At 70.2% G+C, this 17,725-nt stretch carries 19 protein-coding genes; 17 read left to right on the top strand and 2 right to left on the bottom strand.

Going from position 1 to position 17,725, the window contains the following annotated elements; genetic code table 11:
- Positions 1 to 3: 3 nt before the first annotated feature.
- Positions 4 to 891 carry a tRNA (adenine-N1)-methyltransferase gene (locus tag E2B92_RS30975; RefSeq protein ID WP_126884453.1) on the top strand — a complete coding sequence of 296 codons (888 nt, stop codon included), beginning with the start codon at positions 4 to 6 and terminating at the stop codon, positions 889 to 891.
- Between the two features lie 230 nt (positions 892 to 1,121).
- Positions 1,122 to 1,694 carry a hypothetical protein gene (locus E2B92_RS30970; protein ID WP_126884452.1) on the top strand — a complete coding sequence of 191 codons (573 nt, stop codon included), beginning with the start codon at positions 1,122 to 1,124 and terminating at the stop codon, positions 1,692 to 1,694.
- A gap of 4 nt (positions 1,695 to 1,698) precedes the next feature.
- Here the strand turns inward: E2B92_RS30970 and E2B92_RS30965 are convergent, their stop codons facing one another.
- On the bottom strand, positions 1,699 to 2,010 hold the full coding sequence (locus E2B92_RS30965; protein ID WP_126884451.1) for a ferredoxin: 312 nt from the start codon (positions 2,008 to 2,010) through the stop codon (positions 1,699 to 1,701).
- A gap of 231 nt (positions 2,011 to 2,241) precedes the next feature.
- On the opposite strand from E2B92_RS30965, the gene arc reads away from it, so the two are divergent.
- The 5 genes from arc to prcA all read left to right on the top strand — a co-directional run bounded on the left by arc (position 2,242) and on the right by prcA (position 7,979).
- Positions 2,242 to 4,008 carry a proteasome ATPase gene (gene arc, locus E2B92_RS30960; protein ID WP_064069115.1) on the top strand — a complete coding sequence of 589 codons (1,767 nt, stop codon included), beginning with the start codon at positions 2,242 to 2,244 and terminating at the stop codon, positions 4,006 to 4,008.
- Between the two features lie 270 nt (positions 4,009 to 4,278).
- Positions 4,279 to 5,790 carry a depupylase/deamidase Dop gene (gene dop / locus E2B92_RS30955; protein ID WP_126884450.1) on the top strand — a complete coding sequence of 504 codons (1,512 nt, stop codon included), beginning with the start codon at positions 4,279 to 4,281 and terminating at the stop codon, positions 5,788 to 5,790.
- Between the two features lie 170 nt (positions 5,791 to 5,960).
- Positions 5,961 to 6,179, top strand: a complete 219-nt coding sequence (locus E2B92_RS30950; RefSeq protein WP_016325855.1) for a ubiquitin-like protein Pup — start codon at positions 5,961 to 5,963, stop codon at positions 6,177 to 6,179.
- A 149-nt stretch (positions 6,180 to 6,328) separates the two neighbouring features.
- Positions 6,329 to 7,174, top strand: coding sequence for a proteasome subunit beta (gene prcB, locus E2B92_RS30945; RefSeq protein WP_126884449.1), 846 nt, complete (start codon positions 6,329 to 6,331; stop codon positions 7,172 to 7,174).
- Positions 7,175 to 7,208: 34 nt separating this feature from the next.
- Positions 7,209 to 7,979, top strand: coding sequence for a proteasome subunit alpha (gene prcA, locus E2B92_RS30940; RefSeq protein WP_126884448.1), 771 nt, complete (start codon positions 7,209 to 7,211; stop codon positions 7,977 to 7,979).
- 142 nt (positions 7,980 to 8,121) lie between these two features.
- Here the strand turns inward: prcA and E2B92_RS30935 are convergent, their stop codons facing one another.
- Positions 8,122 to 9,225 (bottom strand): LacI family DNA-binding transcriptional regulator, encoded by a 1,104-nt coding sequence (locus tag E2B92_RS30935; RefSeq protein WP_126884447.1) that lies wholly within the window; start codon positions 9,223 to 9,225, stop codon positions 8,122 to 8,124.
- Positions 9,226 to 9,290: 65 nt separating this feature from the next.
- Between E2B92_RS30935 and E2B92_RS30930 the strand changes: the two genes are divergently transcribed.
- The 10 genes from E2B92_RS30930 to tatC all read left to right on the top strand — a co-directional run bounded on the left by E2B92_RS30930 (position 9,291) and on the right by tatC (position 17,699).
- Positions 9,291 to 10,571 carry an MFS transporter gene (locus E2B92_RS30930; protein WP_126884446.1) on the top strand — a complete coding sequence of 427 codons (1,281 nt, stop codon included), beginning with the start codon at positions 9,291 to 9,293 and terminating at the stop codon, positions 10,569 to 10,571.
- A 9-nt stretch (positions 10,572 to 10,580) separates the two neighbouring features.
- On the top strand, positions 10,581 to 11,942 hold the full coding sequence (gene pafA / locus E2B92_RS30925; protein WP_126884445.1) for a Pup--protein ligase: 1,362 nt from the start codon (positions 10,581 to 10,583) through the stop codon (positions 11,940 to 11,942).
- A gap of 179 nt (positions 11,943 to 12,121) precedes the next feature.
- Entirely contained in the window at positions 12,122 to 13,102 is a 981-nt protein-coding gene (locus tag E2B92_RS30920) for an FKBP-type peptidyl-prolyl cis-trans isomerase (RefSeq protein ID WP_126884444.1), read from the top strand.
- Between the two features lie 45 nt (positions 13,103 to 13,147).
- Positions 13,148 to 13,522, top strand: coding sequence for an FKBP-type peptidyl-prolyl cis-trans isomerase (locus E2B92_RS30915; RefSeq protein ID WP_126884443.1), 375 nt, complete (start codon positions 13,148 to 13,150; stop codon positions 13,520 to 13,522).
- Between the two features lie 149 nt (positions 13,523 to 13,671).
- Positions 13,672 to 14,628: a helix-turn-helix transcriptional regulator gene (locus E2B92_RS30910; RefSeq protein ID WP_126884442.1), complete on the top strand. Its 957-nt coding sequence runs from the start codon at positions 13,672 to 13,674 to the stop codon at positions 14,626 to 14,628.
- A gap of 16 nt (positions 14,629 to 14,644) precedes the next feature.
- Entirely contained in the window at positions 14,645 to 15,601 is a 957-nt protein-coding gene (locus E2B92_RS30905; RefSeq protein ID WP_126884441.1) for a helix-turn-helix transcriptional regulator, read from the top strand.
- Between the two features lie 111 nt (positions 15,602 to 15,712).
- Positions 15,713 to 15,961 (top strand): hypothetical protein, encoded by a 249-nt coding sequence (locus E2B92_RS30900; RefSeq protein WP_185923543.1) that lies wholly within the window; start codon positions 15,713 to 15,715, stop codon positions 15,959 to 15,961.
- A 20-nt stretch (positions 15,962 to 15,981) separates the two neighbouring features.
- Positions 15,982 to 16,179: a hypothetical protein gene (locus E2B92_RS30895; protein ID WP_126884439.1), complete on the top strand. Its 198-nt coding sequence runs from the start codon at positions 15,982 to 15,984 to the stop codon at positions 16,177 to 16,179.
- 209 nt (positions 16,180 to 16,388) lie between these two features.
- On the top strand, positions 16,389 to 16,673 hold the full coding sequence (gene tatA, locus E2B92_RS30890) for a Sec-independent protein translocase subunit TatA (protein WP_126884438.1): 285 nt from the start codon (positions 16,389 to 16,391) through the stop codon (positions 16,671 to 16,673).
- Positions 16,674 to 16,748: 75 nt separating this feature from the next.
- A complete protein-coding gene (gene tatC, locus E2B92_RS30885) occupies positions 16,749 to 17,699 on the top strand; it encodes a twin-arginine translocase subunit TatC (protein WP_126884437.1) in 951 nt (316 codons plus the stop codon).
- Positions 17,700 to 17,725 lie beyond the last annotated feature (26 nt).

The raw sequence follows: 17,725 nt of genomic DNA, 5'->3' as shown, positions 1-17,725 counted from the left end.
CACATGTCCGAACCGACCGGTGCCGCCCGCCGTCGCGGGCCCTTCGAGGTCGGGGACCAGGTCCAGCTCACCGACCCCAAGGGACGCCACTACACGTTCACGCTCGAGGCCGGGAAGAATTTCCACACCCACAAGGGTTCCTTCCCGCACGACGAGCTGATCGGTGCTCCCGAGGGCAGTGTTGTCCGTACCACGGGAAACGTCGCCTACCTCGCGCTGCGCCCCCTGCTCCCCGACTACGTCCTGTCCATGCCCCGCGGCGCCGCCGTGGTCTACCCCAAGGACGCGGGGCAGATCCTGGCGTTCGCCGACATCTTCCCCGGCGCACGCGTCGTCGAGGCCGGTGTCGGCTCCGGCTCGCTCAGCAGCTTCCTGCTGCGCGCCATCGGCGACAGCGGCATGCTGCACTCCTACGAGCGCCGTGAGGACTTCGCCGAGATCGCGAAGGGCAACGTCGAGCGGTACTTCGGCGGCCCGCACCCCGCCTGGCAGCTCACCGTCGGCGACCTCCAGGACAACCTGACGGACACCGACGTCGACCGCGTGATCCTGGACATGCTCGCCCCCTGGGAGTGCCTGGAGGCCGTCTCCAAGGCGCTCGTCCCGGGCGGCATCCTCTGCTGCTACGTGGCGACCACCACCCAGCTCGCGCGCACCGTCGAGTCCATCCGCGAGATCGGCTGCTACGCCGAGCCGCAGCCCTGGGAGTCGATGATCCGCAACTGGCACGTCGAGGGCCTGGCCGTCCGGCCCGACCACCGGATGATCGGACACACCGGCTTCCTGGTCACCGCCCGCCGCCTCGCCGACGGCGTGGAGCCCCCGATGCGCCGCCGCCGTCCCGCCAAGGGCGCGTACGGCGAGGACTACGAAGGCCCCAACAAGGGCTGATACCCGGGCCGGGGCCCCTTGGCCTGACGCCGCGACAACGCACCGGCGCCGCCGTCGAGTTCCCGCCACCCGGCGGGGAACTCGACGGCGGCGCCTCCACGTTCGGCGCACGCGCCCCCGAACCCGCCCCGCTCGAAGGACAACGCGGCCCGACCCCCCTGTTCCGCCCCCGGTGTGACGTATGGCACGATGCTGGCCACCCCACCGCACAGCCACAGGAGACACCCCGCGTGCAGACCTCCGCCGTCCCGGACCTCGCGCACACCCACGCCCGGCCGATCCACTGGCTGGCCACGGCAGCGGCGATGGCCGCGGTGGTCGCCGGCGCCGCGATGCTCCAGCCCGAAGCCGCCACCGCCTCCCAGACGGGCGGCATCACGACAGCGGCGGCGCCCGCCCCCGCACCGGCTCCCGACCCGGCCGCCGTGACCTATCCGCTCGACTGCGCCGGAGCGCCCAGCGTGGTGGCGAAGCGGGCGACGGGCGACATCGACGGCGACGGCCGGCCGGAGACGGTCGTGGCGGCGCACTGCCGCGCGGGTTCCGGTACCCCGCCGAGCGGCCTGTACGTCCTCGCCCGGGGTGCCGGCACCGGAGCCCGTGTGGTGGCCACCCTGGTGGAGCCCCGCGAGCGGCGCAGCGTCAGCGAGGTCTCGGTGAGCGGCGGCGCGGTCGGCGCGACCCTGTTCGGCTACTCCTCACCGGACGTGCCGAGCTGCTGCCCCGATCAGCGGGAGACGGTCAAGTGGCGGTGGGAGGGGGACAAGTTCGTCCGCTCCGCCACCGCAGCCCGGAGTGCGTGAGCGGTCACTCCGCGTCAGGCCCGTAGACTTCCACCTTGTCCGAAACGCGCCGTACGTGAATGCAGTCGCCGGGGCACTCCTTGGCGGAGTCGACCACGTCCTGGAGCAGCGGCAGTGGCACGGGCGTGGTGGCGCCGGGGTCCTGGAGCAGCTCGTCCTCGGTGCTCTTGACGTACGCCAGGCCGTCGATGTCCAGCTCGAAGACCTCCGGCGCGTACTGGGCGCAGATCCCGTCGCCGGTGCAGAGGTCCTGGTCGATCCAGACCTCCAGGGCCTCGCCGGCGCCCGCGGTCACAGCCTCGTGCTGCACGGTCATGTTCCTGCCTCTGGTGTGTAAGTCGGGCCAACCCTGACGGGTGTTGACCACTCCGACGATACAACCGCCCGCTTTCAAGTGTTGATGGGTGGGTATCCCCCTGGTGCGAGGGAGAGCGCAAGGGTGAAGATCGGACACACCCCGAGAGTCTTTGTGATCTAGGGGTTTCAATCACCACCAGCCCAGGTAGGGTCAGGAAGCGTCCAGCTCCCCTTGGAGGAGGTGAGGACCGTGGCAGCCCACGACGACGACATCAACCGCGGCATCCGGCCGGGGCGGGGGTCTGAAGACCCTGCCGGCCAGGTTGCCTATCTCGAGCAGGAAATCGCCGTCCTGCGACGTAAGCTCGCCGACTCTCCGCGTCACACGAGGATTCTCGAGGAGCGGATCGTCGAGCTGCAGACCAACCTGGCCGGCGTGTCCGCGCAGAACGAGCGACTCGCCAATACGCTCCGTGAGGCCCGCGACCAGATCGTGGCCCTCAAGGAGGAGGTCGACCGGCTCGCGCAGCCCCCGGCCGGCTTCGGTGTCTTCCTGCAGGCGAACGAGGACGGCACCTGCGACATCTTCACCGGGGGCCGCAAGCTCCGGGTGAACGTCAGCCCCAGCGTCGAGCTCGACGAGCTCCGGCGCGGCCAGGAACTGATGCTCAACGAAGCGCTCAACGTGGTCGAGGCCATGGAGTTCGAGCGTGCCGGGGACATCGTCACCCTCAAGGAGATCCTCGAGGACGGCGAGCGCGCCCTGGTCATCGGGCACACCGACGAGGAACGGGTGGTGAGGCTCGCCGAGCCGCTGCTGGACATCACCATCCGCCCCGGCGACGCCCTCCTGCTCGAGCCCAGGTCGGGTTACGTCTACGAGGTGATCCCGAAGAGCGAGGTCGAGGAGCTCGTCCTCGAAGAGGTCCCGGACGTCGACTACACCAAGATCGGCGGTCTGGGGAACCAGATCGAGCTGATCCGTGACGCGGTCGAGCTCCCGTACCTCTATCCCGACCTCTTCCAGGAGCACGAACTGCGGCCGCCGAAGGGCATCCTTCTGTACGGCCCGCCCGGCTGCGGCAAGACGCTGATCGCGAAGGCCGTCGCCAACTCCCTTGCGAAGAAGGTCGCCGAGGTGACCGGGCAGCCCGCCGGGAAGAGCTACTTCCTGAACATCAAGGGCCCCGAGCTCCTCAACAAGTACGTCGGCGAGACCGAGCGGCACATCCGCCTGGTCTTCCAGCGCGCTCGTGAGAAGGCGAGCGAGGGCACTCCGGTGATCGTCTTCTTCGACGAGATGGAGTCCCTCTTCCGCACCCGTGGCTCCGGTGTCAGCTCGGACGTGGAGAACACCATCGTCCCGCAGCTCCTCGCCGAGATCGACGGTGTGGAGGGCCTGGAGAACGTCATCGTCATCGGCGCCTCCAACCGCGAGGACATGATCGACCCCGCCATCCTGCGGCCGGGCCGGCTCGATGTGAAGATCAAGATCGAGCGTCCGGACGCCGAGGCGGCCAAGGACATCTTCGCCAAGTACCTGACACCTTCGCTGCCGCTGCACGCGGACGACCTGGCCGAGCACAATGGGTCCAAGGAAGCCGCGGCCCAGGCGATGATCCAGTCGGTCGTGGAGCAGATGTACGCGGAATCCGAGGAGAACCGGTTCCTCGAGGTCACGTACGCCAACGGTGACAAGGAAGTCCTGTACTTCAAGGACTTCAACTCCGGCGCGATGATCCAGAACATCGTGGACCGGGCGAAGAAGATGGCCATCAAGGCCTTCCTCGACCACAACCAGAAGGGTCTTCGGGTCTCCCACCTCCTCCAGGCATGCGTGGACGAGTTCAAGGAGAACGAGGACCTGCCCAACACCACCAACCCGGACGACTGGGCCCGGATCTCCGGAAAGAAGGGCGAGCGGATCGTCTTCATCCGCACCCTCGTCACCGGAAAGCAGGGCGCCGACACCGGTCGGTCCATCGACACGGTGGCCAATACCGGTCAGTACCTGTAGATCGCATTCCGGCTGCGGGTGCCCGGGCGTCCCCCGCCCCACGGCGGGGGAGGGCATCCGCGGCCGGTTGCTTTCACCGGCCTTGGGCCATCATTCCGACCACACCGCAGCAATGACGCAATTGATCTCCCCACCCGCGCGGAGGCGTTCTAGGCTCTTCCGTACCGCCGAGTCGCGCAGTGCGGGGACGGGCACCGCACACGCACCGGAGAAGAAGCGGTACTTGAGCGCCGTTCCCGAGCGGGGGCGCCGCCGGGCAAGGAGGGCCGCATGACTGTACGGCGAGTAATGGGCATCGAGACGGAGTACGGGATCTCCGTCCCCGGCCACCCGAACGCCAATGCCATGCTCACCTCGTCCCAGATCGTCAACGCCTACGCGGCGGCGATGCACCGGGCGCGCCGCGCCCGCTGGGACTTCGAGGAGGAGAACCCGCTGCGGGACGCCCGCGGCTTCGACCTCGCCCGTGAGGCCGCCGACTCCAGTCAGCTCACGGACGAGGACATCGGCCTGGCCAATGTGATCCTCACCAATGGCGCCCGGCTCTACGTCGACCACGCCCACCCGGAGTACAGCGCCCCCGAGGTCACCAATCCCCGGGACGCCGTGCTGTGGGACAAGGCCGGTGAGCGGATCATGGCGGAGGCGGCGGAGCGGGCGGCCCAGTTGCCGGGCGCCCAGCCGATCCACCTCTACAAGAACAACACCGACAACAAGGGCGCCTCCTACGGCACGCACGAGAACTACCTGATGAAGCGGGAGACCCCCTTCTCGGACATCGTGCGCCACCTGACGCCCTTCTTCGTCTCCCGGCAGGTCGTCACGGGCGCCGGCCGCGTCGGCATCGGTCAGGACGGCCGTGAGCACGGCTTCCAGATCAGTCAGCGCGCCGACTACTTCGAGGTCGAGGTGGGTCTCGAGACGACCCTCAAGCGGCCGATCATCAACACCCGGGACGAGCCGCACGCCGACGCCGAGAAGTACCGGCGGCTCCACGTGATCATCGGTGACGCGAACCTCTCCGAGATCTCGACCTACCTCAAGCTGGGCACGACGGCCCTGGTGCTGTCCATGATCGAGGACGGCTTCATCACGGTCGACCTCGCCGTCGACCAGCCCGTGCGCACCCTGCACCAGGTGTCCCACGACCCCTCGCTCCAGTACCTGATCACGCTGCGCAGCGGCCGGACACTCACCGCCGTACAACTCCAGATGGAGTACTTCGAGCTGGCGCGCAAGTACGTGGAGGAGCGGTTCGGCGCCGACGCCGACGAGCAGACCAAGGACGTGCTGTCCCGGTGGGAGGACACCCTCAATCGGCTCGAGAACGATCCGATGAGCCTCGCCGGTGAGCTGGACTGGGTCGCGAAGCGGGAGCTCATGGAGGGCTACCGGCGCCGTGACGGCGTCGACTGGGACGCGGCACGGCTCCACCTCGTGGACCTGCAGTACGCCGACGTGCGGCCCGACAAGGGCCTGTACAACCGTCTGGCGGCCCGCGGGCGGATGAAGCGGCTGCTGGACGAGGACGCCGTCACGCGGGCGCAGGCGAAGCCTCCGGAGGACACCAGGGCCTATTTCCGGGGCCGGTGCCTGGAGCAGTACGCGGACGACGTCGCCGCGGCCTCCTGGGACTCGGTGATCTTCGACCTGCCCGGCCGGGACTCGCTCCAGAGGGTGCCCACGCTGGAACCGTTGCGCGGTACACGTAACCACGTCAAGGAGCTCCTGGACCGCTGCCGCACGGCCGAGGACCTGGTCCGCGTGCTGTCCGGCCACTGAGCGCCGGCCGAGTACGCGTACGAAAAAGGGCTTGGCTCGGGGATCACCGGGAATCATGGTGATACTCCCTGGACGTTGTGAAGAAAGTACAGGGCCGATGTCAGACCGTCCTTGTAGGGTCTGATCTTGAGAGACCGAACCAAGCGGGCAAACCGAGCGGGGTGAGGGATATGGCGACCAAGGACACCGGCGGCGGGCAGCAGAAGGCCACACGTTCCACCGAGGAGGTCGAGGAGCAGGCGCAGGACGCGCAGGCATCCGAGGACCTCAAGGAGCGCCAGGAGAAGCTGTCCGACGACGTCGACTCCGTACTCGACGAGATCGACGACGTCCTCGAGGAGAACGCCGAGGACTTCGTGCGAAGCTTCGTGCAAAAGGGCGGACAGTAGCGCTCGTTGTCCCTCCCGGTGCCGTCGGCGAAAGCCGACGGCACCGGGACGGATGACCGGCGACGGCACGGGTAAGGTCCGTGCACAGCACGCATGATCGGCCCGACCGCCGCCGCGGCGGGCCGCCGCCTCATTTCGGAAGGAAACGCGTGGAAGCCAACCCTCGTAGCATCGGGCGTCTGCCGGCAGCCTTCCTGACGCCCGGCTCCTCGTCCTTCATGGACTTCCTGGCCGACCACTCGCCCGAGCTGCTGCCCGGCAAGCGGACCCTGCCGCCCGTGCAGGGCGCCATCGAGGCACCGCACGGCACGACCATCGTCGCCACCACGTTCCCCGGCGGTGTGGTGCTCGCCGGTGACCGGCGCGCCACGATGGGCAACATGATCGCCCAGCGGGACATCGAGAAGGTGTTCCCGGCCGACGAGTACTCGGCCGTGGGCATCGCGGGCACCGCCGGTCTCGCCGTGGAGATGGTCAAGCTTTTCCAGCTCGAGCTGGAGCACTTCGAGAAGGTCGAGGGCGCCCAGCTCTCCCTGGAGGGCAAGGCGAACCGCCTCTCCACCATGATCCGGAGCAATCTGGGCATGGCCATGCAGGGCCTGGCCGTCGTCCCGCTCTTCGCGGGCTGGGACGTCGAGCGTGAGAAGGGCCGGATCTTCAGCTACGACGTGACGGGCGGCCGTTCCGAGGAGCACGGCTTCGCGGCCACCGGCTCGGGCTCGATCTTCGCCCGGGGCGCCATGAAGAAGCTCTACCGCGACGACCTCACGGAGCAGCAGGCCATCACCCTGGTCGTGCAGGCGCTGTACGACGCGGCCGACGACGACTCGGCGACCGGCGGCCCGGACGTGGCCCGGCGGATCTACCCGATCGTCACCGTGATCACCGACGAGGGCTTCCGGCGGCTGACCGAGGCGGAGTCCTCCGAGACCGCCCGCGCCATCCTGGAGCGCCGCCTCGAACAGCCCGACGGCCCGCGCGCCGCGCTGCTCTGATGTTTGTCCACCTGAAGAAAGGGACGGATAGCCGGTGACGACGCCGTTCTATGTCTCGCCCGCACAGGCCATGCAGGACCGGGCGGAGTACGCCCGCAAGGGCATCGCCCGTGGACGCAGCCTGGTTGTGCTGCAGTACGCCGACGGCATCGTCTTCGTCGGTGAGAACCCGTCCCGTGCGCTGCACAAGTTCAGCGAGATCTACGACCGGATCGGTTTCGCCGCGGCCGGTAAGTACAACGAGTACGAGAACCTGCGGATCGGCGGCGTGCGCTACGCGGACCTGCGTGGCTACACCTACGACCGCGACGACGTGACGGCCCGTGGGCTCGCCAACGTCTACGCCCAGACGCTGGGCACCATCTTCTCCAGCGCGGGCGAGAAGCCGTACGAGGTGGAGCTGGTCGTCGCCGAGGTCGGGACCTCCCCCGAGGGCGACCAGATCTACCGGCTGCCGCACGACGGGTCGATCGTGGACGAGCACGGATCGGTCGCGGTCGGTGGCAATGCCGAGCAGATCAGCAGCTTCCTCGACCAGCGGCACCGTGACGGGATGTCGCTCGCCGAGGCGCTGAAGCTCGCCGTGCAGGCGCTGTCCCGGGACACCAACGGCAGCGAGCGGGAGATCCCCGCGGAGCGGCTGGAGGTGGCGATCCTGGACCGCACGCGCCCGCAGCAGCGGAAGTTCAAGCGGATCGTCGGCCGCCAGCTCTCCCGCCTCCTGGAGGCGGACGCCGCCGCGTCCACCCCGACGGACGCGCCGTCGGACGAGGAGCCGGAGGAGTCGGCCGGAACGGACGACTGACCGCCCGCCCCGCCTGCCCGGTGCCCCGGACCGCCTGCGTGGTGGTCCGGGGCACCGGCGCGTGCGCCGCCGGGAGGGCGGACCTGCCGGGCCGCGGCGCGTCGGTGGCGATCCGGGGCGCGCAAGCGGCCGGCGCGGCGTGTCAGGCGGCGGGAGGCGGTCCCGAGGAGCCGCGGGGCACCAGGGTCACCGGAAGGTCGCCGCGCTCCGGGTCGCGCCCGGCGAGGACGTCCAGCAGGGCCGCCATCCCGCGCTCGCCGATCCGCTCCGCGGGCAGCCGCACCGTGGTCAGCTCGGGCTCCACCGCCGTGGCGAGCGCCAGGTCGTCGAAGCCGGTGACCGACACGTCCTCGGGGACCCGCAGCCCCAGGCGCCGTACCGCCTTGCAGGCGCCCGCCGCCACGATGTCGTCGTCGCAGATCAGCGCCGTAGGCCGGTCGCCCGGCGCGGTCAGCGCGCGCTCGGCGGCCTCGCGGGCGCCGTCCACCTCCAGCGGCGCCGGAACGGTGCGCACGGACACACCGGAAAGGCCGCCCAGGCAGGCGTCCATGGCCCGGCCGCGCACCTCGAAGGTCCAGGACGGCACGGCCGACGCCAGGTGCGCGAAACGGCGGTGGCCCAGCGCCAGCAGATGGTCCGTCACCTGCCGTACGCCGTCGGCGATGTCGAGGTTCACGTGCGCGGCGGCGCCCGGGTCGGCGGGGTCGCTGTCCAGCATGACCAGCGGCAGGTCCGTGCCGCGGATCGCCCGCAGCGCGCCGGCGGCCATGGAGGAGGCGATCACCCCGTCCAGTGACGCCCGGGCCGAGGCGAACGGGTCCCTCGCCGGGCCGACGCCCTCGGGGGAGGGGTAGAGGACCACGCCGAAGTCGTGCTCGGCGGCGATCCTGGCGGCGCCCGTGTAGACGCGGGCGAAGAACTCGTTGGTGAGGGCGGGCACCACCAGCAGGGCGGTCCTGGTGCGGCCGAGGCGCAGGTTGCGCGCCGCGAGGTTGGGCCGGTAGCCGAGCTCGCCGGCGGCCTCCCGCACCAGGTGGGCCGTGCGCTCCGAGACCCGCCCGCGCCACTTGTCGCCGAGCACCAGGGACACGGTGGCCTGCGACACCCCGGCGGCCCGGGCCACGTCCCGGCTGGTGGGCCGCGCCGGGCGGGGCGCGGGGTCGGGAACCGCTGGGTCCGGGTGGTGCACGCACGCCTCCGCTTCGACGATCAGGACCGCGGGGGTGGACCCGCGGGATGCGGTCATGGTACGTATGACGAAGGACGTTATACGTAAAACCTCGGCCTGGTGCCGGGGGAGAGGGGCAGCACATGGCCGCCGCACCGGGCGGATACGCCGACATCCTGAAGGCACCCCATGCCGCCAGGCTCCTCATAGGCACCCTCATAGGGCGCCTCCCCAATGGCACCGGACCCATCGCGATCATGGTGTTCATCCGTGCCGAGGGCGGCAGCTACAGCCTCGCCGGCGCCCTCGCCGCCGTGTACGGCATCGGCAACGCCATCGGCCAGCCCCTCCTCGGCCGCGCCGTCGACCTGTACGGCCAGCCCCGCGTCCAGCTCCCGGCCGCCGTGGTGTCCGCCCTGGGCATGGCCCTGCTCGTCCTGGCCGGCACCGACCCCCTGGTTCTGGCGTACGGGGCCGTCGCCGTCGCCGGCCTGTTCACCCCGCCCCTGGAGGGCGGCCTGCGTGCCCTGTGGCCGAGCGTCCTGGGCCGGGAGGACCGGGTCCACCGGGCGTACGCCATGGACGCGGTCGCCCAGGAGGTGATGTTCACCGTCGGCCCGCTGCTGGTCACGCTGTTCGTCGCGCTCTGGTCGCCCGCCGCCGCCCTGCTCGTCATCAACGCCATCGGCGTGCTCGGCGCCCTGTCCGTCGTGCTCTCGGAGCCCTCCCGCGCCTGGCGCTCCGCACCCCGCGAGGCCCACTGGCTCGGCGCGCTGCGCTCACCCGGGCTGCTCGCCCTGCTGGCCTCGTTCTTCTTCGTGGGCCTCGCGCTCGGCTCCATCACGGTCGCCGGCATCGCGTACGCCGAGGACCACGGCAACGCCTCCGTGTACGGCTGGCTGATGGCCGCCCTGGGCCTCGGCGCGCTGATCGGCGGCGCGGTGTACGGCGCCCGGCACTGGGCGGGCGCCCCGGAGCGCCGCCTGCGCGTCCTGGTCGGGCTGCTGGCGCTCGGCTACCTGCCCCTGATGCTCACCCCGGGCGTGGCGGCCATGACGGCCCTGGCGGCCCTGGCGGGCGTGTTCCTGGCGCCCGCCATCGCGTGCGCGTTCCTCGTCGTGGACCGGCACGCCCCGCGCGGCACGGTCACCGAGGCGTTCTCCTGGCTGGTCACCACCTTCGGCGTGGGAGCCGCGGCCGGAACGGCCGTGGCCGGACCGGTGGTCCAGCTCTCCGGCACCCCCGCGAGCTTCGCCGTGGCGAGCGCCGGCGGATTCGTCGCCCTGCTGGTCCTCCTGGCCACCCAGCGCGTCCTGGCGGTTCCCCGTCGTGGAGCGGTGCACACCGGTGATGTCGTGGCGACATCGGAAAATGATCGAAACGGTGCTGTCGAACCCGGTTTCAGCACAGGCCATCAGGCGTAATGTTCAGTCATGGACCGCCGCATTTTCGGGCTGGAGAACGAGTACGGCGTCACGTGCACGTTCAGGGGACAGCGCCGACTGTCTCCTGACGAAGTGGCGCGCTACCTCTTCCGCCGTGTCGTGTCATGGGGCCGCAGCAGCAATGTCTTCCTGCGGAACGGCGCCCGCCTCTACCTCGACGTGGGATCGCATCCGGAATACGCAACTCCCGAATGCGACAACGTGACCGAACTGGTCACCCACGACAAAGCGGGCGAGCGCATTCTCGAGGGCCTGCTCGTCGACGCCGAACGCCGCCTGCACGAGGAGGGAATCGCGGGCGACGTCTATCTCTTCAAGAACAACACCGACTCGGCGGGAAACTCCTACGGATGCCACGAGAACTACCTCGTCGCCCGTCACGGAGAGTTCTCGCGGCTCGCGGACATCCTCATTCCGTTCCTGGTCACCCGGCAGCTCCTGTGCGGTGCCGGAAAGGTGCTCCAGACGCCGCGCGGCGCCGTCTACTGCGTCAGCCAGCGCGCCGAGCACATCTGGGAGGGCGTCAGCTCGGCGACGACCCGCTCCCGGCCCATCATCAACACCCGGGACGAGCCGCACGCGGACGCCGAGCGGTACCGCCGTCTGCACGTCATCGTCGGTGACTCCAACATGTCCGAGACGACCATGCTGCTGAAGGTCGGCGCCACCGACCTCGTCCTGCGCATGATCGAGGCGGGCACGGTGATGCGCGACCTCACCCTGGAGAACCCGATCCGGGCGATCCGCGAGGTCAGCCACGACATCACCGGCCAGCGCAAGGTCCGGCTCGCCAGCGGACGCGAAGCCTCCGCCCTGGAGGTCCAGCGGGAGTACTACGAGAAGGCGGCCGACTTCGTCGACCGGCGCGGCATCCGTACGGGCACGGTCGCGCAGGTCCTGGAGCTGTGGGGCCGCACGCTCGACGCCATCGAGGAGGAGGACCTCGACCGCATCGACACCGAGATCGACTGGGTCATGAAGTACAAGCTGCTGGAGCGGTACCGCGCCAAGCACAACATGACCATGTCGCACCCGAGGGTCGCCCAGATAGACCTCGCGTACCACGACATCCACCGCCGTCGCGGGCTCTACTACCTGCTGGAGAAGAAGGGACAGGCCGCCCGGATCTGCAACGACCTGAAGATCTTCGAGGGCAAGTCGGTGCCCCCGCAGACCACCAGGGCCCGGCTGCGCGGCGACTTCATCCGCCGCGCGCAGGAGCAGCGGCGGGACTTCACCGTCGACTGGGTGCACCTCAAGCTCAACGACCAGGCGCAGCGCACCGTGCTGTGCAAGGACCCCTTCCGGTCGGTCGACGACCGGGTGGAGAAGCTCATCGCCGGAATGTAACGCTCCGTGGACCGTCCGGGAGCGTGTCGGCCGGGATCTGCGCTGGGAGGCGCCGTGCGTTGCTCGTACGGCGCCTCGCCCACGCCGTACAGTCACGCCGTAGAGTGACGCGACACCCCTCGCGAACTCGACAGCGAAGACCAGCAGATCACCAGACCCCGACCAGATAGAGGCATTCCGTGCGCCGTCGCTCCCTCCTCCTCGCCGTCCCCGCCGGCCTGCTCACCCTCGCGGGCTGCGGTGACGACAAGGCCGACCAGGCCAAGACCGACGAGAGCCCGTCCACGTCCCAGGAGCCGTCCGCGAAGATCGTCGACGGTCCGCTGCCGGCCATCACCGCCGGGACGGCGTTCGGCCAGAAGCCGACCGTGGCCAAGGGACCGGGCAAGCCGTCGCCCAACCTCGCGGTCAAGACGGTCGTGGCGGGCAAGGGCGAGACGGTCGCCAAGGGCGACTTCCTCCAGTTCGACTACCTCGGGCAGATCTGGGACACGGCGAAGGTCTTCGACAACTCCTACGACCGGGGCGCACCGCTCACCTCGCGGATCGGCGTCGGCCAGCTCATCCCGGGCTGGGACCAGGCGCTGCCCGGCAAGAAGGTGGGCAGCCGTGTCGAGCTGGCCATCCCGCCGGCGCTGGGCTACGGCACCCAGGGCAACCCGCAGGGCGGCATCAAGGGCACCGACACCCTGGTGTTCGTCGTCGACATCCGCGGCACCTTCAACGGCAAGAGCTCCGCCAAGGGCCGCGAGGTCGCCCAGGACAACATCGACCTGCCCAAGGTCGGCACCAACACCGACGGCAAGGCGCCCTCCATCGACGTACCGAAGAAGCCGGCGCCCAAGAAGCTCGTGTCGAAGTACGTCCTGGAGGGCGACGGCCCGGCGGTCAAGCCCACGGACAAGCTGCTGCTCCAGTACAAGGGCGTCCTGTGGGAGGGCGGCAAGGAGTTCGACGCCAGCTACAAGCGGGGCGAGCTCGCCGAGTTCCCGCTCCAGAGCCTCATCCAGGGCTGGCAGCAGGGCCTGAAGGGCAAGAAGGTCGGCAGCCGCGTGATGCTCGTCGTCCCGCCGGAGCTCGGCTACGGTGCCCAGGCGTCCGGGGACATCCCCGCCAACTCGACCCTGGTCTTCTCCCTCGACATCCTCGCCGTGATGTAAGACTGTCCCGGTTGATCTGTACATCTCTGAGGAGCACTGTTTTCCGTGAACATCGACAAGCCCGAGATCGACTTCCCCGAAGGCCCGGCGCCGACCGAGCTCCAGATCGACGAGATCTGGGAGGGCAACGGTCCCGAGGCCAAGGCCGGTGACATGGTCAAGGTCCACTACGTGGGCGTGGCCTTCTCCACCGGCGAGGAGTTCGACGCGTCCTGGAACCGCGGCACCCCGCTGGAGTTCAAGCTCGGTGCCGGCCAGGTCATCGCGGGCTGGGACCAGGGCGTGCAGGGCATGAAGGTCGGCGGGCGCCGCAAGCTGACCATCCCCGCGCACCTCGCCTACGGCGACCGCGGCGCCGGTGGCGGCCGCATCGCGCCCGGCGAGACGCTGATCTTCGTCTGCGACCTGATGGGCGTCTGACCGGATCACTCCGAGGGTCCGTGCCCGCCCGGGCACGGGCCCTCGGGCATGCCCCGGGTCCGGGGCCCCGCCGCGACTTTTGCCACGACACCCCGGGGCGGTACGTTGAGCGGGAAAAGTGACTCCATAAGAAGAGGTGCAGGGCGTCGATGGCCATTGCCAAGGCCGAGCGGCTGATGAATCTGGCGCTGTGCCTGCTGGGGACCCGGCGCCCGCTCAGCAAGCGGGAACTGCGCAGTTCGATCGAGGCCTACCTGGAAGCCGGGTCCGACGACTCCTTCAACCGCATGTTCGAGCGCGACAAGGACGACCTGCGCGAGCTCGGTCTGGTCATCGAGACCGTGGAGAACCTGGACGGCGAGACCGGTTACCTCGCCCGGCGCGACTCCAACCGGCTGCCCCCCATCCAGCTCGACGCCGAGGAGGCCGCCGCCCTGGGCCTCGCCGCCAAGGTCTGGCAGCAGGCCCGCCTCGCCGGAGCCGCCAGCGGCGCCCTCCAGAAGCTGCGCGCCGCCGGCATGCCCGAGGCGGAGGACGCGTACGACATCCCGCACAGCGCCCTCGAACCGCGCATCCCGGTCCACGAGGCCGCCTTCGAACCGCTGATGCTGGCCTGCCGCGACCGGCGCCCCGTCGTCTTCGAGTACCGCAAGGGCAACGCCGCCCGCCCCGAGACCCGGCACGTCGAGCCGTGGACGCTGGAGTGCTGGCGCGGCCACTGGTACCTGGCCGGCTGGGACCGGGGGCGGGGCGCCGAGCGCGTCTTCCGGCTCTCCCGGATCACCGGCAAGGTCCGCTCCCGGGCCGGGGCGTTCACCGCGCCCGTCCCGGACGTGTCCACCGTGCGCGAGACGGTCGAGAGCTGGGCGGGGGAGACGGCGACCCGTTCCGCCCGCATCCGGCTGCGCGCCGACTCCGGCTACCCGCTGCGCGCCCGCGCCCTGTCGGTGCGCGAGCTGGGGGACGGCTGGGACGAGCTGGAGATTCCGTACGGGCACGGACTGGACGCCTGGCTGGTCGAGTTCGGCCCGGACGTCGTCGTACTGGAACCGGCCGATCTGCGGGCCGATGTGGTGGACCGGCTGCGTGCCGTGGCCAAGGGCTGAGGGGGACGGAAAGACGATGGCCGCGAACGCGATCGACCAGACCAGGCGGATGCTGTCCCTGGTGACCTACCTGCGGGAGCGCCCCGGCGCCCATGTCGGGGACGTCGCCCGGGCGTTCGGCATCACCGAGGACGAGCTGATCTCGGACCTCGACGTGCTGCCGATGTGCGGGACCAGCTTCCGCGGCGGCGACCTGCTCGACATCGACACGGACGGCGAGCAGATCTGGTGGCACAACCCCGACGACGTCGCCGAGCCGCTGCGGCTCGCCGCCGACGAGGCGACCGCGCTGCTCGTCGCGGCGCGGGCCGTCGCCACCCTGCCGGGGCTGCGCGAGGGGGACCGGGAGGCGCTGCTGCGCGCCACCGCGAAGCTGGAGGCGGCGGCCGGCGAGGCCGCCGGTGCAAGCTCCCGGCTGTCGGTGACCTTCGAGTCCGAGGGCGGTGTGTTCGCCGAGGTCGACCGCGCCATCTCGGAGCGGCGGCGGCTGTGGCTGCGCTACTACTCGCCCGCGCGGGACGAGCTGACCGAGCGCGAGGTCGACCCGATCCGGCTCTTCGCCGTCGGCCACACGTACATGGAGGCCTGGTGCCGCCTGTCCGAGGCGCGGCGGACGTTCCGCCTCGACCGGGTGGCAGAGATCCGGCTGCTGGACGAGCCGTCGGCGCCGCCGGAGATCGAGCTGCGCGACCTGTCCGAGGGACTGGTCCAGCCCTCGGCCGAGGACCCCGAGGTCGTGGTCGAGGTGGGGCCGGGCGGCCGGTGGGTCGCCGAGTACTACCCCCACGACAGCGCGGAGGAACTCCCCGACGGGGGCCTGCGCATCACGCTGCGTACGCCGGACCCGGCGTCGCTGCGGCGGCTCGCGCTGCGCCTGGGCAGGGACGGCCGGATCGTGTCCCCGCCCGAGCTGGCCGGGAGCGCCCGGCAGGCGGCGTGCGAGGCGCTCGCCGCGTACGACGTTCAGGGCTAGGGAGTGTCCGGCGGATCATGGCGTGACGGCGGAGAAACGCTTGAGCCGCGGTACAGGCCCGCGCACGGGCAGCCGTTGAGGGTAGTGAAGGAATTGAGGGATTTGCCCGTGATGACCGGAATCGTCTCGTCGCCGTCGGCTCCAGTCCTCTTCAAGGCCGCCTGCCCCGAGTGTCAGGCCCGCTTCGAGCTCTCGCCCGGTTCCCTGCGGCTCGCCATCGGCGCCAGCCGCCGTACCACCTTCTACTCCTTCACCTGTCCCGCCTGCGGCTCCGCCGTGCGCAAGCCCGCCGGGGAGCGGATCGTCGAACTCCTCACCGGCGGCGGCGTGCGGACGCTGCGCCTGCACTCCACCGTCTGACCGTCGTCTAGGCTCTGCGCATGTTCTGGCCCATGCTCGCCATCGCCCTGGGGTTCCTCGGTATCGCCGTGCTCGGCGTCCTCGGCATCCGGGTGTTCGTCGAGGCTCAACGCCTCGGCCGTCAAGTGACGGACACCACACAGCGCATCAATCGTGCCGCCGAGGACCTGGAGCGGGCGGCCACCCGTCTCGCCCGTACCGGCGACAGCTTGCGCTGACGCGCGGTCTCCTCGCACGCAGGTGCGGGAGGTACGCTGCTGATCAGGCGTCGGTGCCCAGGCGCCTGCCCGGAACGCGGAGTATGCACGGGGATTGCCCGACGTTTACCCGTGGGAGTTACGATCCTTGCAGCATGGGGCTGGACAGCCGTCCGGTCGCACAGGTAGGTACCCCTCCCCCAGCCGCCTCGGTGAGAAGGAAGTCGCACATGATCGGCAATCTGAAGCCCCTCGAGATCGTACTGATCATCGTAGTGATCCTGCTGCTCTTCGGTGCCAAGAAGCTTCCCGAGATGGCGCGTTCGCTGGGCAAGTCGGCCCGCATCCTCAAGAGCGAGGCGAAGGCCATGAAGAAGGACGACGCCGAGTCGGCTCCCGCGTCCACCACGGACTCGGCTGCCCAGCAGCAGCCCGCCCCCCGCACGATCCAGGCCGCGCCCGGTGACGTGAGCAGCGCCCGCCCCGTCGCGGAGCAGAACACCACCAAGAGCTGACGCACGCGCGCGCGGGTCACGCGCCGCGTTACGCGCCGACGGCTGCCGCACATCGCACGAGACAAGGGAAGTGGGTTGCTCAAGTCTGCCCGCAAGCGGGAGAAGAACGACGAGGGGCGGATGCCCCTCGCCGATCACCTGCGTGAACTGCGCAACCGGCTGATGAAGTCGGTGCTGGCGATCCTCATCGTCACGGTCGTCGCGGCCTTCTTCCAGAAGGACATCTTCGAGTTCCTCATGAAGCCGATCATCAGCTCGGTCGGCTGCGAGGGCGGCGTCGTCGTTCAGAAGAACGGCCAGCCGTGCGCGATCATGAAGACCGACACGCTCATCTCCCCCTTCACCATCGCCCTCAAGGTCGCGCTGATGGCCGGCCTGCTGGTCGCGACCCCGGTGTGGCTGTACCAGCTCTGGGCCTTCGTGGCGCCGGGCCTCCACCGGCACGAGAAGCGGTACGCCTACGCCTTCGTGGCCGTCGGCGTCCCCCTCTTCGTGGCGGGCGCGTACCTGGCGTACGCGATCCTGCCGCAGACCGCCGCGATCATGCTGAGCTTCACCCCGGCCGACACGCAGAACCAGATCGCGCTCGACGACTATCTGGACCTGATCACGCGGATGGTCGTGGTCTTCGGCCTCGCCTTCGAGCTCCCGCTCCTGCTCATCGCCCTCAACATGACGGGCGTCCTCACCGGACAGCGGATGCTCGGCTGGTGGCGGGGCATGATCATCGGGCTCACCGCCTTCGCGGCCATCGCGACCCCCGGCGGCGAACCGCTCTCCATGCTGCTGCTCGCCGGGCCGCTCGCCGTGCTGTACTTCCTGGCCACCGGCATCTCGCTGCTCAACGACAAGCGCCGGCGGCGTCGCAACCGGGACGCCGGCCTGAGCGACGACGAGGCCTCCGAGCTGGACCTCACGCCCGAGCCGATCGGAGCGGTCGAACCCGTCCCCTCCGCCCCGGCACTGCCCGAGCAGGCGGACGGCAGCCGCTCACAGCGGGTGAACGGGTACGACGACATCACCTGACCGGTGCGCCCCCGGCGCACACCCAT

It is taken from the genome of Streptomyces sp. WAC05374 (assembly GCF_004353505.1).
Classification (GTDB): Bacteria; Actinomycetota; Actinomycetes; order Streptomycetales; family Streptomycetaceae; genus Streptomyces.
This window is presented reverse-complemented; position numbering and strand designations above follow the sequence as displayed.